Consider the following 25,746-nt stretch of genomic DNA (forward strand, 5'->3'; position numbering starts at 1 on the left):
CGCAGGGTGATGACTACCATCCGCCACTCCATGGACGAGGCCCTGTCATGCGTGAACGCACCATCGCCAGTCATTTCGCCCGCGCTGCCCTGGGCGGAGCGCGCCGCGCCGGTTACGACTACTCGGGCCTGTTGCAGCAGGCGGGCATCAGCCCCGAACTGTTGAGCGAACCCCGCGCGCGTATCGCGCCGGAGCAATTCACCCGGTTGCTGCAAATGCTCTGGCTGGCGCTGGATGACGAATACCTGGGTTTCGCCGAGGGTTCGAGCAAACGCGGCACCTTTGCCATGATGTGCCATGCGCTGATTCATTGCCGCACGCTGGAGAAGGCGCTGGAGCGCGGCTTATTATTTTATAGCCTATTCCCACACGGCCCGCGCTGGCAGCTGACAAGAGAAGACGACATGGTTCGCTTGAGCCTGGATGACTCGCCCTTGTGGGACCCGGACCACTTTCTCAGTGAATGCCTGCTGGTGATCTGGCATCGCCTGGGCAGTTGGTTGATCGGCCAGCGTATTCGGCTGCATCAAGTCACCTTCAGTTATCCGATGCCGCCCCACGCCGCTGAATATGACTTGTTGTTCCCCTGCTCCCTCGTATTCGGTGCACCGAACAGCAGCCTGGTGTTTCCCGCTCGGTACCTGAGCCTGCCGCTGTTGCAGGACGAACGCACGCTCAAGCATTTTCTACAGCGTTCCCCCGCCGACCTGCTGTCTCGCCCGGATGAAGGCGACAGCTTGAGCAGCCAACTGCGCCGCTTGCTGAGCCGCGACCGCACGCCCTGGCCGGACCTGGAAGCCGTCGCCCAGCACCTGCATATCAGCCCACAGACCCTGCGCCGGCATTTGCGTGAGGAAGGCACCAGCTTTCAGGCGTTGAAGGATGAGTTACGGCGAGACATCGCCATTTATCACTTGGGGCGAGCGGATTTGTCTTTGCAGGAAATTGCAGAGCAGCTGGGGTTCTCCGAGCCGTCGGCGTTTCATCGGGCGTTCAAGAAGTGGACGGGGCTGACGCCAGGGGCCTATCGGGCGCAAGAGAGTTAGAAGGGTGGTGTGGGTGAGGGCCTCATCGGGGGCAAGCCCCCTCCCACATTTGACTGGGTTCACACAGTTTGATTTGTGAATACATTCAAACTGTGGGAGGGGCTTGCCCCGGTACAAACCGGGGACATCGTTTACATTTCTAACCGGGGACATGGTTTACAGGTTAATACGCATGATCAGGAGGTAACTGATCATGCCCTGGAACCAAGAGTCTCCGATGAATCAACGAATCAGACTGGTCGCCGACTGGCTTTCCGGCAACTACACCAAAAGCCAGTTGGCACGTCGCTTTGACGTTAGTCGGCCTACGGTCGACAAATGGATTGCCCGGCACAACGGTGATTTAAAGTCCTTATCCGAGCTGTCCCGACGACCTCACAACAGCCCAAATAAAACCGACGACGAGATTTTGGCTCGTGTGGTGGCGATGAAGGAGGCCCACGATAAATGGGGGCCTAAGAAGCTTCTCGAACTATTACGGCTTGAAGATCCTTCCGTCGCCTGGCCTTCTCCAAGTACAGCGGGCCAGTGGCTTGATCGACTTGGGCTCGTCAACAAACGACGTTTCAAGCGCCGGCACAGTATTTCCCAGGCAGAAATGCGAGAGGCCAACGAACCTAACAAGACTTGGTGCGCTGATTACAAAGGGCAATTCAAGATGCTTGACGCGCAGATGTGCTTCCCTTTGACCGTTACAGACCACGCGTCCCGGATGATTCTGGCGTGCAGGGCCCATCCCCAGATCAAGACCCAGCCAGTAAAACAAGCATTTGAAAGGCTTTTTCAGGAGTACGGCATGCCGGAAGTTATCCGTTCGGACAACGGGGTTCCGTTCGCCTCTCCGGGTCTGGCAAGAATGTCCACATTGGCAGTTTGGTGGATTCGTCTGGGCATCTATCCGGAGCGCACCATGCCAGGAAGACCCGCCCAGAATGGTCGCCATGAGCGAATGCACCGTAGTTTGAAACTTGAGCTGCCCATAGGGAAAAACTTAGTCGAGCAGCAGCTTTTGCTGGAGCATTTCAGGCATGAGTTCAATTACGTACGCCCTCATGAAGCCCTCGGCATGAAACGTCCGGGAGACCTATATGTGCCGTCTACCCGACTTTACCCAGGTTGTTTGCCCGATGTGGAGTATCCCGCAGAAATGAGGGTTCGCAGCGTCAGACAGGACGGATCGATCAAATGGAACGGCAAGTTGTTATTTGTCAGCGAGGCACTATCTGGGGAAAGGATAGGACTCAAAGAAGTTGAAGATGATGTTTGGGATTTGTACCTGTGTGATTATCCCCTGGGGAGGCTTGGGCGAGGTATGACCCGCGTCCAGGCCTCAAATGTGTAAACGATGTCCCCGGTTTCAGATGTAAACGATGTCTACGGTTCTACACCCCGATAGCGCCAGCCCAGTCACTACTAATCACACGGCCGGAAAATGAATCCTGAACGCCGCCCCCCCCAGCGCCGAATCACCCAAGGTCAACCGCGCGTGATAGCTTTCGATGATGTCCTTGACCACTGCCAGCCCGATCCCCTGCCCCGGGTGCTGGCGGTCGAGCCGTTCGCCCCGCTGCAGAATCCGCGCGCGCTGGTCCGGTGGAACACCGGGGCCGTCGTCCTCGATACACAGCTCATTGCCCTCGGGGTTTTCCACCAGGCTGATGCGCACTTTGCTAAGGCATAGGCGATAGGCGTTTTCCAGCAGGTTACCGAGCATTTCGAGCAGGGCGCCTTTTTCGATGGGCACGTCACACTCATCCGGCAGCTCAAAGAACACGGTGACGCGCTTGTCCCGGTATACCTTGTCCAACGTGTCACACAGGCTTTGCAGCACCGGTTCCAGGCGCACCTGGTGGCGTACCAGGCCGCTCTTGCGCAGGCTGGCGCGCTGCAATTGATAGCCGATCTGCTGGCTCATGCGCTCGATCTGCGATTGCAGCACCCAGGCCTGGCTGCGTTCTTCGGGGCGTTGCGCCATGTCTTCACTCACGCCCTGCAGTACCGCCAGCGGGGTTTTCAGACTATGAGCCAGGTCATCCAGCGAGTCGCGGTAACGCGCACGCTGCTCGCGCTCGCTGTGCAGCAAACGGTTGAGGGAACCGGTGAGGCGCAGCAGTTCGCGAGGGTGCTCTTCGCTGAGGCTTTCACGGGTGCCGCCTTCGATCTGGTCCAGCTCCTGGCTCAGCCGCCGCAGGGCCTGCAGGCCCCAGGTCAGGCCAAGCCAGAGCAGCGTCAACAGCACCAGCAACGCCGCGCCGAACCCCAGGTAGAGATTCTCGCGCAGGCCTTCGAGGGTCAGCTGGTACTCGCGCACCGGTTGCAAGGCGACGATGCTGAACGCCGCACTCTTGCCGCCCAGCAAGCGGACCTCGACGTCGTAGACGAAGAATTCCTGGCCGTTGGCCTCGCGAATGCGCGCAAATTCGTTGCCGCGCCCATCGTAGCGCGGCTTGTAGTTGATGTTTTCTTCCTGGGTTGCCCGCGAGCGCCACACCAGGTGGCCTTCGCGGTCGTAGATATAGCCGAGCAGACGGCTGTCGGTCAGATTGAAGCGCTCATCGGGCAATTGCGCCGGCATCAGCAGCCGGTTGTTTTCCACGCGTGCCGCGGAGATCAGGGTGGTGACATCCGACGCCAGGCGCTGTTCGATGGAATCCTGCAACGCCAGGCTGAACGCGCCTTGCATGGCAGGCAGCAAGCCGAGCATAAACAGCACCGCCAGGGTGGCGGCGGCCAGCATCAGGCGCACGCGTAGCGAGCGAATCAACGGCAGCGCTCATTGAACAGGTAGCCCAGGCCGCGCACGGTGTCGATCGGCTTGAACCCGGCCGGGCCTTCCAGCTTGCGGCGCAGGCGACCGACCAGCACTTCGATGACGTTTGGATCCCGCTCGTCGTCATCCGGATAGAGCTGTTCCATCAAGCGGTCCTTGGCCACCACCTGTTGATGGTGGCGCATCAGGTATTCGAGGATCCGGTATTCGTAGGCGGTCAGCGCCAGCGGCTGTTCATCCAGCGACGCCTGCTTGCGGTTGAGGTCCAGCAGCAGCGGCCCGGCGACGATGGTGGACTGGGTAAAGCCGCTGGAACGGCGCAGCAGGGCGTTCATCCGCGCCTCCAGTTCTTCGAACTGGAACGGCTTGACCACGTAGTCGTCGGCACCGGCGGCCAGGCCTTCGACTTTGTCCTGCCAGTTGCCACGGGCGGTCAGGATCAGGATCGGAAAGGTCTTGGCCTGGGTGCGCAGTTGCCGGATCAGGTCCAGGCCGCCCATGCCGGGCAGGCCCAGGTCGATGATCGCCAGGTCATGGTTGAATTGGCCGGTCTGGTACAGGGCTTCCTCGGCATTGGCCACGGCTTCGACGACGTGTCCGCTGTCGGTCAGGCGGGTAAACAGGTGATGACGCAACAGCGCCTCATCTTCCACCACCAACAATTTCATAAGGCTCTCCAAGGCAATTCAACAGTCCGAGCGAGGGATATCATAGCGGCCCTGCAAGTCTTGCGGGCGCAGTTTAATGCCATTGTAGTGGCCTGACAGCGGCGCGTAGCCGGTGCGGTAACCCGGTTGAGGGGTGGCGGCGCCCAGGGACTGACCCCACGGCGCGGCCTGCACGCTCACCTCTTCGAAGCTGACACGGTGGATCAGGTTGCTGGGTTTGCGGGTCTTCTCGCGGTCAAATGCGGCAAAGGTGCTATCGCTGGCTTGGGCGCCGGCGGTGGCACTGAGCATGGTCAACGCCAACATCAGCTTCTTGATCGCAGTCATGGTCGTTACCTCGTACGCGTTTAGGCTGTGACGCTCACACTACGCAAACGCCCCTGAACTCCCCCTGAACAGGCTCTGAACCCGGCCTGAACCGCAACGGACTAGGCACTGGCGCGCCAACTCGGCAAAATGTTGCGCATGACGACCCTACCCGCCTGTTGCACCCCATTCGATGCCCATTGGCCGCTGCCCGCTCCATTGCCGGGCACGGTGTTCTTGAGCACGCGATTCGACCCGAGCCTATTGAACCCCGACGATTTCCAGCGCAGCGCCGTGCCGCCGCCCGCGAGCATTCAGCGCTCGGTGGCCAAGCGCCAGGCGGAGTTCCTCGCCGGCCGCTTGTGCGCCCGCGAAGCGCTGCAACGCCTCGATCATCTGGACTGCATCCCGGCCATCGGTGACGACCGCGCGCCGGTCTGGCCTGGGCACATCAGTGGCTCCATTACCCACAGCAACGGGCATGCCGCGGCGATTGTCGGGCATAAGGCGCAGTGGCGCGGTCTCGGAATGGACCTGGAAAACCTGCTGACGCTGGAGCGGGCGGAACGCCTGGCCGGGGAGATTCTGACGCCGGATGAATTGCAACGAATGGCCACCGTGCCGCGAGAACAGATCGCCTTGCTGGTGACACTGACGTTTTCGGCCAAGGAGAGTTTGTTCAAGGCGCTCTACCCGATCGTGCTGAAGCGCTTCTATTTTGAGCATGCTGAGCTTGTGGAGTGGACCGAAGCCGGGCATATACGGCTGAGGTTGCTGACCGAGCTGTCGGCTGAGTGGGGTCATGGCAAAGAGCTGGTTGGGCAGTTTGCGGTGGAGGGGGACCAGTTGCTGAGCCTGGTGGCCGTCGGCGCTTGATAGACCGCTATCGGGGGCAAGCCCCCTCCCACATTTGAAACGCAGTCCCCTGTGGGAGGGGGCTTGCCCCGATGGCGATGTCAGCCTTTGTCCTGATCCCTGGGCCAACTCAGGCTGAAACACGCCCCGCCCAGGTTGTTGCTCTTGCTGATCAGCGCCCGCCCACCGTGCCAATAGATAATCCGCCGCACAATCGACAAGCCCAGGCCATGCCCGCCCGAGGCACGGGTGCGACTGTCATCCAGGCGCAGGAACGGCGTGAAAATCCGCTCCCAGGCGCTTTCCGGCACGCCGGGGCCATCGTCTTCCACGTCGATACGGCAACGCACCTGCCCCACCTGATAACTGATCAGCACCTGGCCCTTGGCATGGCGCATGGCATTGGTGACCAGGTTTTGCAGCGCGCGATGCAGGTAGCGCGGTTCGGCATCGACCCAGGCATCGTCCCAGTGCGCCGATGACAGGCAGGCACCCCGGGTGACGCTGACCTGCGGGCGCAGTGGCGATAATTCGCCGATCACCTGGTCGAGCAAGGCATCGAGGTCTACACGCTGGAAATCCAGCGCCGGCGCGCCCTGCTCCAGGCGTGCGTAAGTGAGCATCTCGTCCACTAGGCCATCCAGGTCCTGGATGTCGCCGTCCATGCCGTCCAGGTATTTGCGCCGCGCCTCGGGCGTGGTGGCGTCGCCGATCATCTCCAGGCCGAAGCGCAGGCGCGCGACCGGCGTGCGCAGCTCGTGGGACACCGCCCGCACCAGTTCACGCTGGATCGCCAGCAATTGTTGCAAATGCTCGGCCATGCCGTTGAACGCTGCCGCCAGCCGCCCCACCGAGTCGGCGCCACGGGCCGGTACGCGAACCTCCAGGTTGCCCTTGGCGATGCGCGTGGCCGCCGCCTCCAGCCCCTTGAGCCGGCGTTCGAGCTGGCGCACCAGCAGGTAGACGATCAAACCGATCAGGGTCAGGCCAATCAGCGCAATCAGGACCAGCCACTGCGCCGGGTACGGGTTCATCTGGTACAGCGGACCGATCTCCAGCACCCACGGCGTACCGACCATGCCGGCAAACACGCGGATCGAATCACCGCCCTTGCCCAAGGCCATCACCGTATCGCCTTCCGCCACGCGACGGCGCTGATCGTCGTCCATATCGGTCTGGTCGAGGGTCATCAGGTGCATCTCGAAACCAAAGCCCTTGGCGTGCTTCAAGTCAGCCAAACGTTGCGGTTGCTCGGCCACCGGGAACCGCACCAGTTCGTCGGCCAGCAAATAGATCGTGGCGCGGGCCAATTGCTCGCTGATCTGCTGCACTTCGCCCGTAAGCACCAACTGCTCCGGTTCGCTGACCAGCCGCAGCACTCGCGCGGCATGGGGGCCCGTCTGCTCCACCAGGACCTGGCCACGCTGCAGGCGCTTGCGCTGCCTCAGGTCCAGTTGCGCGTCGGTGAAGGTGCGCAACTGCAGGGGAATGCCCAGCAATCGCTCCCACACCGCCAAGGCGCGCTGGCGCTCGATGGCGCTCATGGGTTGCAGATTGTCGCCCATCAGCGCGAAGGTGCCGTGGGCGAGGCGCTCACGGTATTGGCCGCTGCGCACATCGTTGAGCAAGTGCAGCGCCAGCACGCCCAGCAGCGCGACCAGGATCAGCGCGGCGCACATGCCGCCGTAGATGCGCAGGAAGATCGAGTTCACAGCGGCATATCGGCGGCGGCTTCGGGAACGAACAGGTAGCCTTTGCTGCGGATGGTCTTGATCAGGCGCGGGTGGATCGGGTCATCGCCGATCTTCGGCCGAATACGTGAAATGCGCACATCAATCGAGCGATCCTGGCCGTCGTAACCGACGCCGCGCAGGGCGATGAAGATTTCTTCGCGGGACAGAATGCGCCCGGCGTTCGCCACCAGCAGCCACAGCAGGTCGAACTCGGCACTGGTCAGTTCGATACCATTTTGGTGCAACCAGGCCTCGCGCAAGGCGCTGTCGACCACCAACGGGCCGAATTGCAGGCGACGCTGGTTTTGCGCCATGACCGGCAACACCGGCTCGCTGCGCCGCAACAGGGCCTGGATACGTGCCAGCAACAAGCGTGGACGCACGGGTTTGCACACGTAGTCGTCGGCCCCCATGTCCAGGCCAAGCACCTGGTCCATGTCATCGGTACGCGCCGTCAGCATCAGGATCACGCCATCATAGCGCTCGCGTACCTTGCGGCAGATGCTCAGGCCATCTTCGCCCGGCAGCATCAGGTCGAGGATCACCACATCCGGCTGCTCGGCGATGATGCGCGCCGCCGCCTGGGCGCCGTCGTTCTCCACCGACACCCGCAGGCCGTTGCTCTCCAGGTATTCGCGGGTCAACTCGGCGAGCCGCTGGTCATCCTCGACGATCAATACCTGCCAGGCTTCCTGCTGCATGCGTGGTCCTCATTATTATAAGAAGTGCTGCTGTTGGACTCGGGTCGAATGTGTGCAGTGTGATCTTCGCCAGGCACACCCTGTTTGTCATGTCTGGAGGGCATAACAGAACCCGATTGTAGCCATGCCCCAACCCTGTAGCACAAGCCGGGAAATCCACTCGGTGATCGCCTTTTTTTGTGATAGGGTTCGCGCCCTTCAAAAAGGGCAGGTTGTTTTGAGCCCGAAACATTTAATGACAAACGGCGCAATCCAGCAGCTATGCGGCCTACACGCCCATTCCACCTTTCTTACACATTTTACCCACAGCGTTATCCACAGGTTACTGCGTTGCCAACCCCTCAAAAACGCATTATCTTGTACCTCGGCGCCGAAGAAGACCCTACATGTAGGGTTTTTGCTGAAGGCGCCCAACCACACAAGTGGCTCGAAATTCAAGCGCTTTATGATTAGGCGCTGCGTGGAACCAACAGATTTTCAGTAGACCAAACCGCTCACGCGGATGGCAGCTGTTTCCCATCCCCGATATGGAAAACGGTACGGGTGTTGCAGGAAGAGCCTGACACTCGCAATCAAATATAGAACGTGGAGACAACCCCCCATGCAAACCGACACAACTCGCGAGAACCCGCAGGGCTCCGTGCCGCAGGCCGCCGATTCGAATATGGATCTGTCCGCCACTGCACCTGGCCAACTGCGCGTGATCAAGCGTAACGGTACTGTCGTTCCTTACACCGATGACAAGATCACCGTCGCCATCACCAAAGCGTTTCTTGCAGTTGAAGGCGGCAACGCTGCCGCTTCGTCGCGCATCCACGACACCGTTGCACGCCTGACCGAACAAGTGACTGCGACCTTCAAGCGTCGCATGCCGTCGGGCGGCACTATCCACATCGAAGAAATCCAGGACCAGGTCGAACTGGCCCTGATGCGTGCCGGCGAGCAGAAAGTTGCCCGCGACTACGTGATCTATCGCGACTCCCGCGCCAAGGAACGTGCCGTGCACGCGCCAGCCGCCGAAGCCGTGCAAGCCCATCCGTCGATCCGCATCACCCTGGCCGATGGCAGCTTTGCGCCACTGGACCTGGGCCGCCTGAACACCATCATCACCGAGGCCTGCGAAGGCCTGGAAGAAGTCGATGGTGACCTGATCCAGCGCGAAACCCTGAAGAACCTGTACGACGGCGTGGCCCTGACCGACGTCAACACCGCCCTGGTGATGACCGCCCGTACCCTGGTTGAACGCGAGCCGAACTACTCGTTCGTCACCGCGCGCCTGCTGATGGACACCCTGCGCGCCGAAGGCCTGGGCTTCCTGGGCGTGGCCGACAGCGCCACCCACCACGAGATGGCTGACCTGTACGCCAAGGCCCTGCCTGCCTACATCGCCAAGGGTATCGAATTCGAATTGCTGAACCCGATCCTGGCCACCTTCGACCTGGAAAAACTCGGCAAGGCGATCAACCACGAGCGCGACCAGCAGTTCACCTACCTGGGCCTGCAAACCCTGTACGACCGTTATTTCATTCACAAGGACGGGATCCGCTTCGAACTGCCGCAGGTGTTCTTCATGCGCGTGGCCATGGGCCTGGCGATCGAAGAGAAGCACAAAGAAGACCGTGCCATCGAGTTCTACAACCTGTTGTCGTCCTTCGACTACATGTCGTCGACCCCGACCCTGTTCAACGCCGGTACCCTGCGTCCACAGCTGTCGAGCTGCTATCTGACCACCGTGCCGGATGACCTGTCGGGCATCTACCACGCGATCCACGACAACGCCATGTTGTCCAAATTCGCCGGCGGCCTGGGCAACGACTGGACTCCAGTGCGTGCACTGGGTTCGTACATCAAGGGCACCAATGGCAAGTCCCAGGGCGTCGTCCCGTTCCTGAAAGTAGTGAACGACACCGCCGTCGCCGTGAACCAGGGTGGCAAGCGCAAAGGCGCTGTGTGTGCCTACCTGGAAACCTGGCACATGGACATTGAAGAGTTCATCGAGCTGCGCAAGAACACCGGTGATGATCGTCGTCGTACCCACGACATGAACACCGCCAACTGGATCCCTGACCTGTTCATGAAGCGCGTCTTCGATGATGGCCAGTGGACCCTGTTCTCGCCCTCCGAAGTTCCGGACCTGCACGACCTGACCGGCAAGGCCTTCGAAGAGCGCTACGAGTACTACGAAGCGCTGTCCCAGTACCCTGGCAAGATCAAGCTGTTCAAGACCATCCAGGCCAAAGACCTGTGGCGCAAAATGCTGTCGATGCTGTTTGAAACCGGCCACCCATGGCTGACCTTCAAAGACCCGTGCAACCTGCGCAGCCCGCAGCAGCACGTTGGCGTGGTCCACAGCTCGAACCTGTGCACCGAGATCACCTTGAACACCAACAAGGACGAGATCGCCGTTTGCAACCTGGGCTCGATCAACCTGCCGAACCATATCGTCAACGGCAAGCTCGACACCGCGAAGCTGGAACGCACCGTCAACACCGCCGTACGCATGCTCGATAACGTGATCGACATCAACTACTACTCGGTGCCACAGGCGCAAAACTCCAACTTCAAGCACCGTCCGGTCGGCCTGGGCATCATGGGCTTCCAGGACGCGCTGTACCTGCAGCACATTCCTTACGGTTCCGATGCCGCCGTCGAGTTCGCCGACAAGTCCATGGAAGCGGTCAGCTACTACGCGATCCAGGCTTCCTGCGACCTGGCTGACGAGCGCGGCGCCTACGAGACGTTCCAGGGTTCGCTGTGGTCCAAAGGCATCCTGCCGCTGGACTCGCAACAGATCCTGATCGAAGCCCGTGGCCAGAAGTACATCGACGTTGACCTGAACGAAAGCCTGGACTGGGCGCCGGTACGTGCCCGTGTGCAGAAAGGTATTCGTAACTCCAACATCATGGCCATCGCACCGACCGCGACCATCGCCAACATCACTGGCGTATCGCAGTCGATCGAACCGACTTACCAGAACCTGTATGTGAAATCGAACCTGTCGGGCGAATTCACCGTGATCAACCCGTACCTGGTTCGCGACCTGAAAGCCCGCGGCCTGTGGGACTCGGTGATGATCAACGACCTCAAGTACTACGACGGTTCGGTGCAGCAGATCGAGCGCATCCCGCAAGAACTCAAAGAGCTCTACGCGACGGCGTTCGAAGTGGACACCAAGTGGATCGTTGACGCCGCCAGCCGTCGTCAGAAGTGGATCGACCAGGCACAGTCCCTGAACCTCTACATCGCCGGCGCTTCGGGCAAGAAACTCGACGTGACCTACCGCATGGCTTGGTATCGTGGCCTGAAAACCACTTACTACCTCCGTGCCCTGGCCGCGACCAGCACCGAGAAGTCGACCATCAACACCGGTAAGCTCAACGCTGTTTCAAGCGGCAACCACGGTGATGACTCGGTACTCGCTGCGCCAGCCGGCCCGGCACCGGTGCCGAAGGCTTGTGCGATCGATGAGCCGGATTGCGAAGCTTGCCAATAAGCTGAGGTGGTTCCGGGCTTGATAAGCCGGAACTGAACCCCTGACAGACCCAGCCTGCAGTTGGGTATGTCAGGGGTTTCTTTTGCCTGACAGAAAAGCAGTCGGTGGCTAGATCAACACGGTTGCCATACCCGAACGAGGCACGCCGCCACGCTGCCCCCACAACTCGATGCGGCCGTCGATCACAGCCATCGAATGACCGCCGTACTCCACTGTCCCGACTTTGCTGCGTCTCAAGTCAGCATCCGTCGCCGGCCTGTAAAGCCCCCTCAGCCCCAAGCGATCCAGGCCTTCACGAGAGTACTCTCCATCGTTGAGGCTGTTCATCGCTGCCATGAAACTGCGCCCTGCCGTGCCATCGTTGTTTTCCATCTGTGCCCGCTTGGCACTCGCGGCATACATGAAGTTGGCATCGGTCATCATGGCTGGGTCGTCGCCCCTGAAACGGGCATGCGTAGCAGCTTGCCTCAATTCATCCTTGGTTAAAGACAGCTTGAAACCATCTCGCATCGTCACGTCATAGCCTGTGCTTGTTTCATTAACCTTCTTGAAGACATCCGTAGGTTTCTGGCCATACCGCATCATTGCGGCTTTGATGGCAGAAACGGTGACGCAATTGCCATCAGGTCCCTGGCTGAAGCCGCTCCATATATTGTCCGGCTTTTTCCCAGGACTGCTGTTGTCAGGTTTGTAATGGAAATATTTCGAACCTTCGGTAGTCTCCTTGTTACTCATGGACTCGCGGGGGCCAAAATCTGATGGGGTCACCCTACCGCCGCCGCCACCCCCCCTCGGCGAGGGCGGGGCAGGTGGAGCTATATCATCATCGTCGGGAAACCACTCTTTCAACAGCTGCTTCAGAAACTCAAGGAATTGTGCAGAAGCCTCTTCCCTTAGCTTGTTGAGGATTTCCTTGAATTTCTCGTCCCCCAACTTCTCACGCAGCGCATTCAACTTGTCGCGCGTATCCTGAATCGTTTGCGTCTTGCCTGACTGCTTTGCCTCAAGCAGCTCGTTGAGCAAGGTTTTGACCGCAGCCTTGTCGGCATCAGGCGTGACCGGTATCGATTCATTCCGCGTCACGCCTGGCATAAATCCAGCACGCCCAGTATCGGCTGTGAAAACCCCTGAACTCCACATACCCCGCCCCCATGATTGGCGAACCTCTGAGGTTCTGGTCCGATCAGTGGCAAGACGGTTATGCCGCGTTCCTTCCCCTGGCAGTTAACGAGTAACCTGATGTGCCTGGGGCAACTTTCCTACACCCACAAAAAAGCCCCTCTTGCGAGGGGCTTAGTGTGCAGCGCTAACGCATCACGTCATCTGAATGATGGTCTGCATGATGGTGCTCTGGGTGGAGATGGTCTTGGCGTTCGCCTGGTAGTTGCTCTGGGCCTTGATCAGGTCCACCAACTCGTTGGTCAGGTTGACGTTGGAGTTCTCCAGGGAGTTGGCCACGATCGAACCCAGGGTGCCGGCTTGTGGGGTGTCGTAACCCGGCTGGCCCGAAGCGAAGGTCTCTTTCCAGGTGGTGCTGCCGGCGGGCTGCAGGCCCTGTTCGTTGTTGAAGCTGGCCAGCGAAATCTGGCCGATGGCCTTGCTCTGCTGGTTGCTGAACGTGGCGAACAGCACGCCGCTGCCGTCGATCTTCAAGCCGGTGATCTGGCCGGTGGCATAGCCGTCGGTCACCGGAGGGTTACGGTAGGTAGCCGAATTGTATTGGGTAATGTTGGCCATGTTGACCGCAATCCCCGTCGGGTTGGCATTCGCGCCGTTGGCCTTCCACACGCCATCGGTCACGGTGCCCGGCACCCAGCCTGTCACGGTGAGCGTCTTGTCGGATACGCCACCGGTGACCACGCTGGTGAGCTTGCCGGCACCATCGAAGGTCAATGTCGAGGCGACAGGCGGGGTCGAAGGGGTGCCTGTCGGTGAAGAACCATCAGGATTGCGACCGTCGATCAGGGTATAGGCATTCCACTTGTTGCCATCGGTTTTCACCAGGTACTGCACCATTGGGTGCGCGTTGCCCTGGGAGTCATACAAGGTGGTGCTGTATTGAGTGGTGAAGGTGTCGGTCTTGGTAGGATCGAACGGTTTGGCCGTCTGGTCGATCACCGGCTCCGAGGAGTTCAGGTTACTGGTAGAGTCAACCTTGGTGGACGCCTTGGGCGGCAGGTTTGTCAGGTTCAGTTGCAGGTCGGTGAGACCGCCCTTGATAATCTTGCCGTCATCATCCGCCGCGTAACCTTGCAGGCGCGAGGTACCCGTGTTGTTGGTGATGTAGCCGTCTTTGTCGGCACGGAAGGCACCGCTGCGGGTGTACTCCAGCGAACCGTCGCTGCCCTTCTGGACAAAGAAGCCACCGCCCTGGATCGCCATGTCCAGGATACCGCCGCTGCCGTTGACGTCACCCTGGGTGAACTGTTGCGACACCGCCGCCAGATTCACACCATTGCCAATGCTGTTCTGGCCGGTGCCCAGTTTGGACGCCGCATAAATGTCCGCGAACTCCGCACGAGACGACTTGAAGCCAGTGGTCGCGACGTTGGCGATGTTGTTGCCGGTCACGTCCAGTTGTTTGTTGGCCGCATAGAGGCCGCTAAGGCCGATATTAAAAGACATGTTTCTCTCCCTCTGCCGTAGTTAGCCGGCTCTATGTACCGATAGTCTGAATTTGCGACAGCTTGACGCTGCCCATGCCGCCTGCAAGGTTGAGCAGCATTTCGCCGCCGGTCTTGCTCAGCGTTACGCTGGTCACCGTTGCCGGCAGCGAAGTAGCGAGGGCAACCGCGTCGCCCTTGTCGTTCTTGGTGGAGGCCGCAAAGGTGTAGGTGCCGGCTGGGGCGACCTCACCCTTGTCGTTCTTGCCATCCCAGATAAAGTCCGAAGAACCTGCGCTCTGGGCGCCCATATCAAGGGTGCGTACCACGTTGCCGTCTTTGTCGGTGATCTTGATCGAGACGTTGCCCGCCGCCGCCGTCACCGCCACCGAACCGGTCATGCTCTTGCTGGTATCGACCAGCGCCTTGTCGGTCTGGGTGATGATTGAACGCCCCACCAGCGACGAAGCCTGCAGTGCCTGCGAAGAGCTGAAGTTGCTCGAGATGTTATTCACCGAGTCGTTCAGGGTGTTGATGCCTTCCAGGCTGCTGAACTGCGCCAACTGAGCCACAAACGCGCCGTTGTCCTGTGGCGACAATGGGTTCTGGTTTTTCAGCTGGGTCACCAGCAGTTGCAGGAATGCGTCCTTGCCTAACGCCTGGTTGCCGGTGGCGGCGTTGGAAACACTTGCCACATTGTTTGAAGCGTCCTTGACCTTGGAATTGAACAGGTCCTGGACTGCCGTATTGTTCGACGTATCAACGATGGCCATTATTTGGCGCCCCTTATCACTGACCCAGGGTCAGGACCTTCTGCATCATGGTTTTGGCGGTGTTCATCATTTCCGCGTTGGTCTGGAACGAGCGGCTGGCGGAGATCATGTCGGCCATTTCCTCGACCACGTTGACGTTGGGGTAGTAGACATAACCCTTTTCGTTCGCCGCCGGATGGTTGGGCTCGTAGCGCGCTTCGAGGTTGCTCTGGTCCTCGACCACACCCAGCACCTGCACGCCTTGGCCGGCGGCATCCTGGTTCTGGAACAGCGAATCACTGCCGCCGCTCTGACCGCCCTGGAACATGGTGGCGAACACTGGATGGCGGGCACGGTAAGTCTGGTCAATGCTCGAAGACACGGTTTCGGCGTTGGCGATGTTACTGGCGACGGTGTTCAAACGCGTGGTCTGCGCGCTCATGCCACTGCCGGCAATATTGAAAACACTGGACAGGGACATGGCTTATTCTCCACGCAGGGCTGACATCAGCCCTTTGAATTTGCTGTTGAGTAGGGTAAAGCTGGCCTGGAAATTCACCGAGTTTTCGGCGTAGTTCGATTGTTCCAGCTGAGCGTCAACGGTGTTCTGGTCGATCGACGGCTGCATCGGCGTGCGATACAGCAGCGACTCGTCACCACTGCTCAGGCCTTGCGCTTCGATATGACGGCTGTTGGTCATGTTCAAGGCGAAGGTGCCGTTCTTGGTCTTGTCCTGCTGGGCGGCGAGCACGGCGGAAAAGTCCAGATCCCGAGCCTTGTAGTTCGGGGTATCGGCGTTGGCAATGTTGTTGGCCAGGACTTCGGCACGCTGGGCGCGGAAGCCCAGGGCTTGTTCGTGGATACCGAGCGCTTTATCGAAGCTGATGCTCATGGCGGAAACCTTTAGGCTGACCTGCTGTTCGTTAACAGGGTTATAGCAAGGTGCGTGCCAATCTTTTGGAGCCCCGTATATCGAGGGCTTGCGGGGGGCCGGCTTGCGGCAATGCCAGAAAAGCGGCAAGCCGTTTCCGCCTGGCGCCAGTAAAGCGGCAATGGGGAATTGCCGCTTTCTTCATCTTTGCCGTGGCAAAAAATGTGGGAGGGGGCTTGCCCCCGATAGCGGTGTATCAGTGATAAATACATTCACTGAACCACCGCTATCGGGGGCAAGCCCCCTCCCACACTTTGACCTTTTACGGCTTATTTGGCCTGGTAGATGATCCCAGGACTGCACTGCACCATCTGGAAGTGATCCGGCAGGCCGTTCAGCGCTTCGGAAGCACCGAGGAACAGATAGCCGCCACGCTTGAGCGTGCCATGGATGCGCAACAGGATGTCTTTCTTCACTTCAGCCGAGAAGTAAATCAGCACGTTGCGGCAGAACACCATGTCGAACTTGCCCAGGCTGGCGTAGCTGTCGAGCAGGTTGAACGAGCGGAACTCCACGCGATTCTTGATCGGCGCCTTGATCGCCCACCGCCCTGCCCCTTTCGGGTCAAAGTAGCGTTGCAGGCGCTCCTGGGACAAACCACGGCCCAGGGCCAGGCTGTCGTACTCACCGGTCTTGCAATTGGTGAGCATGGTGCCGGACAAGTCCGTCGCCACAATCTGCGCGCCGGCCTTCAACTGACCCATGTTGGTCCTTTCGAACTCGTCGATGGACATCGAGATCGAATACGGTTCCTGTCCCGACGAGCACGCCGCCGACCAGATACGCAGGCGCTGGCCCGGGCTGGCCTTGATGGCTTCCGGCAGCACTTTGTTCTTGAGCACCTCAAAAGGGTAGGTATCGCGAAACCACAGGGTTTCGTTGGTGGTCATGGCATCGACCACCATCTCTTTAAGCCCGCTGCGCGGCTGCCCCTGGATCCGCTGGACCAACTCACCCAGGGACTTGATGCCCTGCTGTTCCATCAGCTTGTTGAGACGGCTGGATACCAGGTATTGCTTGTTTTCACCGAGCAATATGCCACAGGCTTTTTCCAGGAAGACCCGGAACTGTTCGAAATCCAAATTACCCGTAGACAATGATACCGCCTCTTAAATCGTGTGACCGCCAGGGGAAAATCCCCCTAGCCGTGATCTGCTGCCTTGATCCGGTCGACTACCCGGGATGCGAGGTCATCAGGGCGGAATTTAGCCAGGAAGTCATCTGCACCGACCTTCTTGACCATCGCCTGATTGAATACCCCCGACAACGAAGTATGCAGGATGATGTGTAATTTTTGCATGCGTGGATCGCTGCGTATCTCAGCCGTGAGGGTGTAGCCATCCATTTCCGGCATCTCGATGTCGGAAATCATCATCAAAAATTCTTCTTCCGGCTTCTTGCCTTCATCCACCAACTTGCGCAGGTAATCCAGGGCTTGACGCCCGTCATTGAGGGCTACCACATCGACACCAACGGTTTGCAGGCAACGCGTAACCTGCTTGCGAGCGACGGAGGAGTCGTCCACGGTCAACACGCGCAGGGACACTGCCTTGTGCGCCGTTTCGGCATCCACCACGCCGACGGAAATGGTCTCCGAGGTCGGCGCTACTTCGGCGAGGATTTTCTCCACGTCGATGATTTCCACCAGTTGGTTGTCCACTCGCGTCACAGCCGTCAGGTAGTGATCGCGCCCGGTGCCCTTGGGCGGCGGATGGATCTCTTCCCAGTTCATATTGACGATACGTTCCACCGAGCGCACCAGAAACCCTTGGGTCTTGGTGTTGTACTCGGTGATGATGACGAACGGGCTCTGACGGTCCTGCAAACCGGAGGAGCCAGTGGCCATTGCCAAGTCAAGAATCGGAATGGTCGCGCCACGGATATTGGCTACGCCGCACACCACCGGACTGGATTTGGGCATGATCGTCAGCTTGGGGCACTGCAACACTTCGCGGACTTTAAACACGTTGATGCCGTACAGCTGTTTGCCGTCCAGGCGAAAAAGCAACAACTCCAGGCGATTCTGCCCTACCAGCTGTGTGCGCTGGTTTACTGAATCCATTACACCTGCCATGCCCAGACTCCTAAATCCCAGAGGTACGATGCGTACCAACACTAAACGGCACGAGCTTTGCTAAGTTTTGCTATTTGATTGGCTATGGATATTAAAATGACAGTTTCCCGCCGCCCTTGCCGCCCAAAGTACCGCAGACTGCTCTGCGCCGCGATGGCGCTGCTTGTCTGGGGCGTGGGCGTCACGACTCGCGCCGACAACGTCACCCTGCCTGATCTCCTTATCGGCGTCACCCAAGGCTTTCTTGAATTCACTGTAGAAGATTATCTGGCGACCACACAGACGCCGGGACGCTATGAGATCCAGGTCAACCCGCTGGACCCGCGCCTGCGCATGCCTATGTGTGACAAGGAATTGACGGCCACTCTGGAAAGCCCGGCCCAGCCCATCGGCCGCGTAACCGTTAAAGTACGCTGCGAAGGCGCGTCCCCGTGGACGGTGTTCGTGCCGGCGCAGGTCAAATTGTTTCGCGACGTTGTCGTGGTAGCGCGACCCTTGAAGCGCACCGGGATTATTGGCTATGACGATGTTGCGTTGCGTGAACGGGATATCAGCTTGATCAACCAGGGTTACCTCACCTCGCTGGATCAGGCGATCGGGCAGCGGCTTACCCGACCAATGGTCACCGATCAAGTGATCACGCTGGTTCATCTAGAGCAGGCCGAAGTAATTCGCAAGGGTGACCAGGTGGTGATTTCCGCCAGCAGCGGCGGGCTGAATGTAAAAATGCCGGGGGAAGCGCTGTCCAATGGCAGTATGAGTGAACAGATTAGAGTGAAGAACCTCAACTCCAACCGCGTGATCAAGGCGCGGGTTACGGCGCCTGGCCAAGTCGAGGTGGCACTATAGATGACTGGAATCAATTGCCCGCTTTTCCTACACTGTGGGCCGGATGCCGAGCCTTGCGAGTTAATTGTCACTCGCGGCTAAAGTTTGTCCGGGTATGGCCGAAAACATGGCAAGCGTCCAAATACCCAGAGGTTTTTTATCATGGTCATTGATTTCAATCGTTTGAACAGCACCCAGCCCTTACCGGGCACCACGCGCACCAACGGTGCCAAGGAAAGCGCAGAAGCCAAGTCTCAGCCCGTGAAGGCAGAGCAGGCAAGCGCGAGCCCGAGTGGGGAATCGGTACACCTGAGTAATGAGGCTCAACAGTTGCAGAAGGTCACTGACTCGCTGCGCGATCAACCGATTGTCAATAAAGCCCGCGTGGCCGAATTGAAACAGGCAATCGCCGATGGCACGTATACAGTCGACAGCAACCGCGTAGCCAGCAAGCTGCTTAACTTCGAAGCCGAGCGCTAGGCAAAGGCCTGCGCTGGGCTTCTGGACGCTTAAACCCCAAGGCCAGCCATGCACCACGACGAACATTTGCTTGAACTGATCATTGATGATCTGGCGCCGACGCAACAGTTGCTCGAGCTGCTTAAAGAAGAGTCCCTGGCCCTGTATGGCCGGGATATGCCTTTGCTCGAAGAAATACTGGCGCGCAAACAGTCGCTGATTGTGCTGCTCGAGCAGCACGGCAAGAAACGCAGCGAGATTCTGACCAGCCTGGGCCTGCCCGCCGATCACGACGGCCTGGCGCAGCTGGCGAGTCACTCCTCGGTCGGCGATCAGTTGCTGGCGCAAAGCAAAGAGCTCAATCAACTGCTCGCCCAGTGCCAGGAAGCCAACCTGCTCAACGGTCAGTCGATCCAGCTTCAGCAAGCCACCACCGCCAACCAGTTGCGTATTCTTCATGGCGGTGAGCCCCCGGCCCTCTATAACGCCCAAGGTTCCACTTCACGCCTGGTCAAGCCAAGCACCCGCAGCCAAGCCTGACGCCGGTTTACAGCGCGACCTATCCAAGGTGCGCTACATACTGGCAAAATGCCGGTTCTTGCGTGTAGTCGTATTTTGCCTGGAGATGGAACAACCGTGTTCAACGCCCCTAATGCGGAAGATGCACCGCAGCCACCGAAGGTCCTTACCACGCCTTTGGAAATCGCCAGCACTCTGCGAATGCTCCAGGACAGCCATGATCCATTGATCATCACTTTCCACGAACGCAGCCAACGCTTCCAAAGCTATCTTGTGGACATCGATCGGGACAGCAAAACGCTGGCACTGGACGAGATGATCCCACGTGATGGTGAACGTTATCTTGAAAATGGCGAACCCTTCCGCATCGAGGGTTTCCATGATGGCGTACGGGTTGCCTGGGACAGTAATGGCACGCTGAGTATCAGCGAAAAAGACGGCCACCGTATCTACACTGGGAGCATGCCCGGCGAGGTGGTCTACCATCAGCGTCGTAACGCATTCCGCGCTGCACTTAAGCTGGCGCAGCTGGTGAATATTGAACTGGGTGGCGAGAAGCTCAAGGCACCGGTCAGCGGCAAGCTGCTGGACATCTCGGCCACCGGGTGCAAATTGCGCTTTGAGGGCGATATTTCCGAACGCCTGCAACTGGGCCAGGTGTATGACCGCTTTATCGCCGCCCTGCCGTTCGGCAGCATGACCACTGCTGTCGAGCTGCGCTATCTGCATTTCGAAGACAGGATCAACACCACCTTCGCGGGTGTGCGCTTCCATAACATGAGCGGCTTGGTGCAGCGCCAAGTGGAGCGTTTTGTGTATCAACTGCAGCGCGAAGCTCGACGCTTCGACAAGGATGACGATCTATAAACCTTGAACGCGGATGTAAAAAAACGGGCAGATCCTGATGGGATCTGCCCGTTTTTTCGTTCAGGGGCGCGCCCTGCTCAAGTCATGGGGATGATCGTCCGGGTCCGTTGGCTCCGGCGGAGTCTGGGCGTCCAGCTCATCAGCCGCTGGCTCGGGTTCCGAATCAGGAACCAAGTCCTGCATCTGCTCCTGGACCACTTGCTCATCCACCCGCGGGTCAAGTGCAGCCACCAATGGCGAACTGGACATGCTGTCAGGCATGGCCACGTGATGCAGCGGGGCGTCGTCGACCTGATGCAGGTTAGTCACGGCCTTCGGCCGAATACGCCATACCAGGACCAATGCACAAAGACTGAAGAATGCGTACAGCATCTGGCTGCCAAACAGCTTCATCACGACGCCCGCCAGGAGCGGCCCGACACTGGCGCCAATGCCGTAAGTCACTAGCAACATGGCGGTCAGCGATACCCTGCGATCACCTTCCACATGGTCGTTGGAAAAAGCCACCGCCAACGGGTACAGACAAAACTGCACGAGTGAACACAGGAAGCCCGCCACGAACAGCACTTCCAAAGGCACCTGAGTCATGATCGCCAAAGGCAAGGCTGCCACCGCAAGACATAAGGCAAAGCAGCGAATCAGCAGGGCGCGATCATAGCGGTCCGACAACCAGCCCAGCGGCCACTGCACGAGCAGTCCAGCGAAAATGCAGGAGCCCATGAACAGACCGACTTGCTCGGTCGTCAGCCCCTGCTGGGAGGCATAGAGCGGCGCCAAGCCGTAGAACGAGCCTACGATCAGACCAGCCCCTAGCACGGTGCTGAGAGACTGGGGCACACGCTTGATAAAGAAGCGCGGTTCCATCGGGGCCGGGTGCAATGGCGCCGGGTGGATACGTCGGGTCATGGCCACCGGCACCAGGCACAGGGCAAAGCACAACGCGACCAGCATCAACAGCTCAAGACCCAGATGCGGGTGCATGACCAGTATCAGTTGACCCAGCACCAGGCCAAGGTAGGAGGCGATCATATAGCCGCTGAACACTACGCCGCGCTGCTTGGCATCCGCCTGCTCGTTGAGCCAGCTCTCGATGACCATGTACTGGCACATCATCCCCAGGCCCACGATCATCCGCAGTACGATCCAGGCCGGTAACCAATCGATCAAGCCATGTCCCAGCACGGCCGCGCCAACGATCCCGGCACAAGTGGCGTAGGCGCGTATGTGCCCGACGCGAGCGATCAAACGGTGGCCGATCTTGCCACCCAGCACCAAGCCAAAGTAGTTGGCCGCCATCAGCGCACCGACCCACAGGCTGTCGACATGGTCAGCGGCCAGGCGCAAGGCCAGATAAGTACTGAGCAGGCCAGAGCCGATCAGCATCATCAAGGAGGCGAAATAAAGGGCTCGAAAAGATTTCCAGATTTGGCGCATCGGCGTTCCGAGCGGCTCCTTGCGGTGAGGGGATGGGGCTATCGGCATGATAGTCCGCAGTAGTCGGGTCCGGACAGGCGGCATAAGCCATTTCCGGGGATTATTTTGCTTAACAGCTCTGACGCTGCATGCGTGCCTGCGAGGTACATGGAATGGAGATAAATATACAACGCACCACCTGTGAACCTTGATCATACGCAAGGTTCGACTGGTCTTTCGATATCGGCCATAAAAGGCTGAATAGAGCGGCCCATAGGGTGTCGGGCATGCCCCTTACGGTCGCGTTAGTTGCGGAGAACTTTGCGGGCAAGCTTGCGTCTGCAGGCGGTGTGGTTTTCGACCGCCCAAAACAAAACCCCAACTGCTTTCGCAATTGGGGTTTCGGAATTTAATCTTGACGATGACCTACTCTCACATGGGGAAACCCCACACTACCATCGGCGATGCATCGTTTCACTACTGAGTTCGGGATGGGATCAGGTGGTTCCAATGCTCTATGGTCGTCAAGAAATTCGGGTACTGAGTCGTGGCCAGCTGGCCTCGCTTCAGCAAATTGGGTATGTAATAGAATTCGGTGTTTTGTGAGCGTCGAACTTTCGGTTCATTGCGTCTTCACACACCGCAATCTGGTCTCTCTCGAGTCGCAAATTGCTTGGGTGTTATATGGTCAAGCCTCACGGGCAATTAGTATTGGTTAGCTCAACGCCTCACAGCGCTTACACACCCAACCTATCAACGTCGTAGTCTTCGACGGCCCTTCAGGGGACTCAAGGTCCCAGTGAGATCTCATCTTGAGGCTAGTTTCCCGCTTAGATGCTTTCAGCGGTTATCTATTCCGAACATAGCTACCCGGCAATGCCACTGGCGTGACAACCGGAACACCAGAGGTTCGTCCACTCCGGTCCTCTCGTACTAGGAGCAGCCCCTCTCAAATCTCAAACGTCCACGGCAGATAGGGACCGAACTGTCTCACGACGTTCTAAACCCAGCTCGCGTACCACTTTAAATGGCGAACAGCCATACCCTTGGGACCGGCTTCAGCCCCAGGATGTGATGAGCCGACATCGAGGTGCCAAACACCGCCGTCGATATGAACTCTTGGGCGGTATCAGCCTGTTATCCCCGGAGTACCTTTTATCCGTTGAGCGATGGCCCTTCCATACAGAACCACCGGATCACTAAGACCTACTTTCGTACCTGCTCGACGTGTCTGTCTCGCAGTCAAGCGCGCTTTTGCCTTTATACTCTACGACCGATTTCCGACCGGTCTGAGCGCACCTTCGTACTCCTCCGTTACTCTTTAGGAGGAGACCGCCCCAGTCAAACTACCCACCATACACTGTCCTCGATCCGGATAACGGACCTGAGTTAGAACCTCAAAGTTGCCAGGGTGGTATTTCAAGGTTGGCTCCACGCAGACTGGCGTCCACGCTTCAAAGCCTCCCACCTATCCTACACAAGCAAATTCAAAGTCCAGTGCAAAGCTATAGTAAAGGTTCACGGGGTCTTTCCGTCTAGCCGCGGATACACTGCATCTTCACAGCGATTTCAATTTCACTGAGTCTCGGGTGGAGACAGCGCCGCCATCGTTACGCCATTCGTGCAGGTCGGAACTTACCCGACAAGGAATTTCGCTACCTTAGGACCGTTATAGTTACGGCCGCCGTTTACCGGGGCTTCGATCAAGAGCTTCGCGTTAGCTAACCCCATCAATTAACCTTCCGGCACCGGGCAGGCGTCACACCCTATACGTCCACTTTCGTGTTTGCAGAGTGCTGTGTTTTTAATAAACAGTCGCAGCGGCCTGGTATCTTCGACCGGCATGAGCTTACGGAGCAAGTCCTTCACCCTCACCGGCGCACCTTCTCCCGAAGTTACGGTGCCATTTTGCCTAGTTCCTTCACCCGAGTTCTCTCAAGCGCCTTGGTATTCTCTACCCAACCACCTGTGTCGGTTTGGGGTACGGTTCCTGGTTACCTGAAGCTTAGAAGCTTTTCTTGGAAGCATGGCATCAACCACTTCGTCATCTAAAAGATGACTCGTCATCAGCTCTCGGCCTTAGAATCCCGGATTTACCTAAGATTCCAGCCTACCACCTTAAACTTGGACAACCAACGCCAAGCTGGCCTAGCCTTCTCCGTCCCTCCATCGCAATAACCAGAAGTACAGGAATATTAACCTGTTTTCCATCGACTACGCTTTTCAGCCTCGCCTTAGGGACCGACTAACCCTGCGTCGATTAACGTTGCGCAGGAAACCTTGGTCTTTCGGCGTGGGTGTTTTTCACACCCATTGTCGTTACTCATGTCAGCATTCGCACTTCTGATACCTCCAGCAAGCTTCTCAACTCACCTTCACAGGCTTACAGAACGCTCCTCTACCGCATCACTTACGTGATACCCGTAGCTTCGGTGTATGGTTTGAGCCCCGTTACATCTTCCGCGCAGGCCGACTCGACTAGTGAGCTATTACGCTTTCTTTAAAGGGTGGCTGCTTCTAAGCCAACCTCCTAGCTGTCTAAGCCTTCCCACATCGTTTCCCACTTAACCATAACTTTGGGACCTTAGCTGACGGTCTGGGTTGTTTCCCTTTTCACGACGGACGTTAGCACCCGCCGTGTGTCTCCCATGCTCGGCACTTGTAGGTATTCGGAGTTTGCATCGGTTTGGTAAGTCGGGATGACCCCCTAGCCGAAACAGTGCTCTACCCCCTACAGTGATACATGAGGCGCTACCTAAATAGCTTTCGAGGAGAACCAGCTATCTCCGAGCTTGATTAGCCTTTCACTCCGATCCACAGGTCATCCGCTAACTTTTCAACGGTAGTCGGTTCGGTCCTCCAGTTAGTGTTACCCAACCTTCAACCTGCCCATGGATAGATCGCCCGGTTTCGGGTCTATTCCCAGCGACTAGACGCCCTATTAAGACTCGCTTTCGCTACGCCTCCCCTATTCGGTTAAGCTCGCCACTGAAAATAAGTCGCTGACCCATTATACAAAAGGTACGCAGTCACCCAACAAAGTGGGCTCCCACTGCTTGTACGCATACGGTTTCAGGATCTATTTCACTCCCCTCTCCGGGGTTCTTTTCGCCTTTCCCTCACGGTACTAGTTCACTATCGGTCAGTCAGTAGTATTTAGCCTTGGAGGATGGTCCCCCCATATTCAGACAAAGTTTCTCGTGCTCCGTCCTACTCGATTTCATGACTAAGAGATTTTCGCGTACAGGGCTATCACCCACTATGGCCGCACTTTCCAGAGCGTTCCGCTAATCTCAAAGCCACTTAAGGGCTAGTCCCCGTTCGCTCGCCACTACTAAGGGAATCTCGGTTGATTTCTTTTCCTCAGGGTACTTAGATGTTTCAGTTCCCCTGGTTCGCTCCATACACCTATGTATTCAGTGTAAGGTAACCATCTTATGATGGCTGGGTTCCCCCATTCAGACATCTCCGGATCAAAGTCTGTTTGCCGACTCCCCGAAGCTTTTCGCAGGCTACCACGTCTTTCATCGCCTCTGACTGCCAAGGCATCCACCGTATGCGCTTCTTCACTTGACCATATAACCCCAAGCAATCTGGTTATACTGTGAAGACAACATTCGCCGAAAATTCGAATTTCTCAGTTAAGAGAACTCACAAATTTTACCTTAGCCTGATCCGTTACCAGTGAAAGTAACGTTCAGTCTATCTTTCTATCACATACCCAAATT

Annotated in this window: 21 protein-coding genes and 2 rRNA genes; 8 read left to right on the forward strand and 15 right to left on the reverse strand. The window is 58.2% G+C overall.

Annotated features, from left to right (window positions below):
• The first annotated feature begins 47 nt into the window (after positions 1 to 47).
• Both C4J94_RS20545 and C4J94_RS20550 read left to right on the forward strand, forming a co-directional pair.
• Positions 48 to 1,046, forward strand: a complete 999-nt coding sequence (locus tag C4J94_RS20545) for an AraC family transcriptional regulator (protein ID WP_124387821.1) — start codon at positions 48 to 50, stop codon at positions 1,044 to 1,046.
• A gap of 193 nt (positions 1,047 to 1,239) precedes the next feature.
• Complete coding sequence (locus tag C4J94_RS20550; RefSeq protein WP_124384938.1) at positions 1,240 to 2,388, forward strand: integrase core domain-containing protein; 1,149 nt, start codon at positions 1,240 to 1,242, stop codon at positions 2,386 to 2,388.
• A gap of 75 nt (positions 2,389 to 2,463) precedes the next feature.
• Here C4J94_RS20550 and C4J94_RS20555 read toward each other — a convergent pair whose 3' ends face one another.
• Genes C4J94_RS20555 through C4J94_RS20565 form a run of 3 tightly spaced genes read right to left on the reverse strand, consistent with a single transcriptional unit; the run spans position 2,464 to position 4,811 of the window.
• Positions 2,464 to 3,810, reverse strand: coding sequence for an ATP-binding protein (locus tag C4J94_RS20555; protein ID WP_124387822.1), 1,347 nt, complete (start codon positions 3,808 to 3,810; stop codon positions 2,464 to 2,466).
• The gene (locus tag C4J94_RS20560) at positions 3,807 to 4,484 is read right to left on the reverse strand and encodes a response regulator (protein WP_010208358.1); all 678 of its coding nucleotides are present in this window, start codon (positions 4,482 to 4,484) and stop codon (positions 3,807 to 3,809) included. The genes C4J94_RS20555 and C4J94_RS20560 overlap by 4 nt, the downstream gene beginning before the upstream one ends.
• An 18-nt stretch (positions 4,485 to 4,502) precedes the next feature.
• Positions 4,503 to 4,811 carry a hypothetical protein gene (locus tag C4J94_RS20565; protein WP_124387823.1) on the reverse strand — a complete coding sequence of 103 codons (309 nt, stop codon included), beginning with the start codon at positions 4,809 to 4,811 and terminating at the stop codon, positions 4,503 to 4,505.
• 138 nt (positions 4,812 to 4,949) lie between these two features.
• Between C4J94_RS20565 and C4J94_RS20570 the strand changes: the two genes are divergently transcribed.
• Positions 4,950 to 5,666, forward strand: a complete 717-nt coding sequence (locus C4J94_RS20570; protein ID WP_124387824.1) for a 4'-phosphopantetheinyl transferase — start codon at positions 4,950 to 4,952, stop codon at positions 5,664 to 5,666.
• Positions 5,667 to 5,746: 80 nt separating this feature from the next.
• Here the strand turns inward: C4J94_RS20570 and C4J94_RS20575 are convergent, their stop codons facing one another.
• Together C4J94_RS20575 and C4J94_RS20580 are read right to left on the reverse strand one after the other, a co-directional pair.
• Positions 5,747 to 7,357: an ATP-binding protein gene (locus tag C4J94_RS20575; protein WP_124387825.1), complete on the reverse strand. Its 1,611-nt coding sequence runs from the start codon at positions 7,355 to 7,357 to the stop codon at positions 5,747 to 5,749.
• The gene (locus C4J94_RS20580; protein WP_124387826.1) at positions 7,354 to 8,079 is read right to left on the reverse strand and encodes a response regulator; all 726 of its coding nucleotides are present in this window, start codon (positions 8,077 to 8,079) and stop codon (positions 7,354 to 7,356) included. The genes C4J94_RS20575 and C4J94_RS20580 overlap by 4 nt, the downstream gene beginning before the upstream one ends.
• A gap of 601 nt (positions 8,080 to 8,680) precedes the next feature.
• On the opposite strand from C4J94_RS20580, the gene C4J94_RS20585 reads away from it, so the two are divergent.
• Complete coding sequence (locus tag C4J94_RS20585) at positions 8,681 to 11,572, forward strand: ribonucleoside-diphosphate reductase subunit alpha (protein WP_124387827.1); 2,892 nt, start codon at positions 8,681 to 8,683, stop codon at positions 11,570 to 11,572.
• A gap of 108 nt (positions 11,573 to 11,680) precedes the next feature.
• Here C4J94_RS20585 and C4J94_RS20590 read toward each other — a convergent pair whose 3' ends face one another.
• The 7 genes from C4J94_RS20590 to C4J94_RS20620 all read right to left on the reverse strand — a co-directional run bounded on the left by C4J94_RS20590 (position 11,681) and on the right by C4J94_RS20620 (position 17,932).
• Complete coding sequence (locus tag C4J94_RS20590) at positions 11,681 to 12,664, reverse strand: hypothetical protein (RefSeq protein WP_124387828.1); 984 nt, start codon at positions 12,662 to 12,664, stop codon at positions 11,681 to 11,683.
• A 222-nt stretch (positions 12,665 to 12,886) separates the two neighbouring features.
• On the reverse strand, positions 12,887 to 14,197 hold the full coding sequence (gene flgE, locus C4J94_RS20595) for a flagellar hook protein FlgE (protein WP_124387829.1): 1,311 nt from the start codon (positions 14,195 to 14,197) through the stop codon (positions 12,887 to 12,889).
• A 31-nt stretch (positions 14,198 to 14,228) separates the two neighbouring features.
• On the reverse strand, positions 14,229 to 14,948 hold the full coding sequence (flgD, locus tag C4J94_RS20600; RefSeq protein WP_124387830.1) for a flagellar hook assembly protein FlgD: 720 nt from the start codon (positions 14,946 to 14,948) through the stop codon (positions 14,229 to 14,231).
• Between the two features lie 16 nt (positions 14,949 to 14,964).
• Positions 14,965 to 15,408 carry a flagellar basal body rod protein FlgC gene (gene flgC, locus C4J94_RS20605; protein ID WP_024076985.1) on the reverse strand — a complete coding sequence of 148 codons (444 nt, stop codon included), beginning with the start codon at positions 15,406 to 15,408 and terminating at the stop codon, positions 14,965 to 14,967.
• Positions 15,409 to 15,411: 3 nt separating this feature from the next.
• A complete protein-coding gene (gene flgB, locus C4J94_RS20610) occupies positions 15,412 to 15,819 on the reverse strand; it encodes a flagellar basal body rod protein FlgB (RefSeq protein ID WP_057726450.1) in 408 nt (135 codons plus the stop codon).
• Positions 15,820 to 16,127: 308 nt separating this feature from the next.
• Positions 16,128 to 16,955, reverse strand: a complete 828-nt coding sequence (gene cheR / locus C4J94_RS20615; RefSeq protein WP_014719581.1) for a protein-glutamate O-methyltransferase CheR — start codon at positions 16,953 to 16,955, stop codon at positions 16,128 to 16,130.
• Between the two features lie 44 nt (positions 16,956 to 16,999).
• The gene (locus C4J94_RS20620; RefSeq protein ID WP_124387831.1) at positions 17,000 to 17,932 is read right to left on the reverse strand and encodes a chemotaxis protein CheV; all 933 of its coding nucleotides are present in this window, start codon (positions 17,930 to 17,932) and stop codon (positions 17,000 to 17,002) included.
• 84 nt (positions 17,933 to 18,016) lie between these two features.
• On the opposite strand from C4J94_RS20620, the gene flgA reads away from it, so the two are divergent.
• From flgA to C4J94_RS20640, 4 genes are all read left to right on the forward strand, one after another.
• Positions 18,017 to 18,781 (forward strand): flagellar basal body P-ring formation chaperone FlgA, encoded by a 765-nt coding sequence (flgA, locus tag C4J94_RS20625; protein WP_124387832.1) that lies wholly within the window; start codon positions 18,017 to 18,019, stop codon positions 18,779 to 18,781.
• A gap of 141 nt (positions 18,782 to 18,922) precedes the next feature.
• Positions 18,923 to 19,240: a flagellar biosynthesis anti-sigma factor FlgM gene (gene flgM / locus C4J94_RS20630; protein ID WP_124387833.1), complete on the forward strand. Its 318-nt coding sequence runs from the start codon at positions 18,923 to 18,925 to the stop codon at positions 19,238 to 19,240.
• Positions 19,241 to 19,288: 48 nt separating this feature from the next.
• A complete protein-coding gene (locus tag C4J94_RS20635; RefSeq protein WP_124387834.1) occupies positions 19,289 to 19,759 on the forward strand; it encodes a flagella synthesis protein FlgN in 471 nt (156 codons plus the stop codon).
• 96 nt (positions 19,760 to 19,855) lie between these two features.
• Entirely contained in the window at positions 19,856 to 20,605 is a 750-nt protein-coding gene (locus C4J94_RS20640; protein WP_124387835.1) for a flagellar brake protein, read from the forward strand.
• Positions 20,606 to 20,665: 60 nt separating this feature from the next.
• Here C4J94_RS20640 and C4J94_RS20645 read toward each other — a convergent pair whose 3' ends face one another.
• From C4J94_RS20645 to C4J94_RS20655, 3 genes are all read right to left on the reverse strand, one after another.
• The gene (locus C4J94_RS20645) at positions 20,666 to 22,039 is read right to left on the reverse strand and encodes an MFS transporter (RefSeq protein ID WP_124387836.1); all 1,374 of its coding nucleotides are present in this window, start codon (positions 22,037 to 22,039) and stop codon (positions 20,666 to 20,668) included.
• A 392-nt stretch (positions 22,040 to 22,431) separates the two neighbouring features.
• Positions 22,432 to 22,547, reverse strand: a 5S ribosomal RNA gene (gene rrf, locus C4J94_RS20650).
• Between the two features lie 155 nt (positions 22,548 to 22,702).
• Positions 22,703 to 25,594: ribosomal RNA gene (locus C4J94_RS20655) — 23S ribosomal RNA — on the reverse strand.
• Positions 25,595 to 25,746 lie beyond the last annotated feature (152 nt).

This window comes from Pseudomonas sp. R5-89-07 (assembly GCF_003851685.1).
GTDB lineage: Bacteria > Pseudomonadota > Gammaproteobacteria > Pseudomonadales > Pseudomonadaceae > Aquipseudomonas.

What these genes read in the sequence shown, in the direction of transcription:
- C4J94_RS20545 (WP_124387821.1), top strand. Translation starts at nt 48, where the DNA reads ATGCGTGAACGCACCATCGCCAGTCATTTCGCCCGCGCTGCCCTGGGC.
- C4J94_RS20550 (WP_124384938.1), top strand. Translation starts at nt 1,240, where the DNA reads ATGCCCTGGAACCAAGAGTCTCCGATGAATCAACGAATCAGACTGGTC.
- C4J94_RS20560 (WP_010208358.1), bottom strand. Translation starts at nt 4,484, where the DNA reads ATGAAATTGTTGGTGGTGGAAGATGAGGCGCTGTTGCGTCATCACCTG.
- C4J94_RS20565 (WP_124387823.1), bottom strand. Translation starts at nt 4,811, where the DNA reads ATGACTGCGATCAAGAAGCTGATGTTGGCGTTGACCATGCTCAGTGCC.
- C4J94_RS20570 (WP_124387824.1), top strand. Translation starts at nt 4,950, where the DNA reads ATGACGACCCTACCCGCCTGTTGCACCCCATTCGATGCCCATTGGCCG.
- C4J94_RS20580 (WP_124387826.1), bottom strand. Translation starts at nt 8,079, where the DNA reads ATGCAGCAGGAAGCCTGGCAGGTATTGATCGTCGAGGATGACCAGCGG.
- C4J94_RS20585 (WP_124387827.1), top strand. Translation starts at nt 8,681, where the DNA reads ATGCAAACCGACACAACTCGCGAGAACCCGCAGGGCTCCGTGCCGCAG.
- C4J94_RS20590 (WP_124387828.1), bottom strand. Translation starts at nt 12,664, where the DNA reads ATGCCAGGCGTGACGCGGAATGAATCGATACCGGTCACGCCTGATGCC.
- flgE (WP_124387829.1), bottom strand. Translation starts at nt 14,197, where the DNA reads ATGTCTTTTAATATCGGCCTTAGCGGCCTCTATGCGGCCAACAAACAA.
- flgD (WP_124387830.1), bottom strand. Translation starts at nt 14,948, where the DNA reads ATGGCCATCGTTGATACGTCGAACAATACGGCAGTCCAGGACCTGTTC.
- flgC (WP_024076985.1), bottom strand. Translation starts at nt 15,408, where the DNA reads ATGTCCCTGTCCAGTGTTTTCAATATTGCCGGCAGTGGCATGAGCGCG.
- flgB (WP_057726450.1), bottom strand. Translation starts at nt 15,819, where the DNA reads ATGAGCATCAGCTTCGATAAAGCGCTCGGTATCCACGAACAAGCCCTG.
- C4J94_RS20620 (WP_124387831.1), bottom strand. Translation starts at nt 17,932, where the DNA reads ATGGCAGGTGTAATGGATTCAGTAAACCAGCGCACACAGCTGGTAGGG.
- flgA (WP_124387832.1), top strand. Translation starts at nt 18,017, where the DNA reads ATGGATATTAAAATGACAGTTTCCCGCCGCCCTTGCCGCCCAAAGTAC.
- flgM (WP_124387833.1), top strand. Translation starts at nt 18,923, where the DNA reads ATGGTCATTGATTTCAATCGTTTGAACAGCACCCAGCCCTTACCGGGC.
- C4J94_RS20635 (WP_124387834.1), top strand. Translation starts at nt 19,289, where the DNA reads ATGCACCACGACGAACATTTGCTTGAACTGATCATTGATGATCTGGCG.
- C4J94_RS20645 (WP_124387836.1), bottom strand. Translation starts at nt 22,039, where the DNA reads ATGCGCCAAATCTGGAAATCTTTTCGAGCCCTTTATTTCGCCTCCTTG.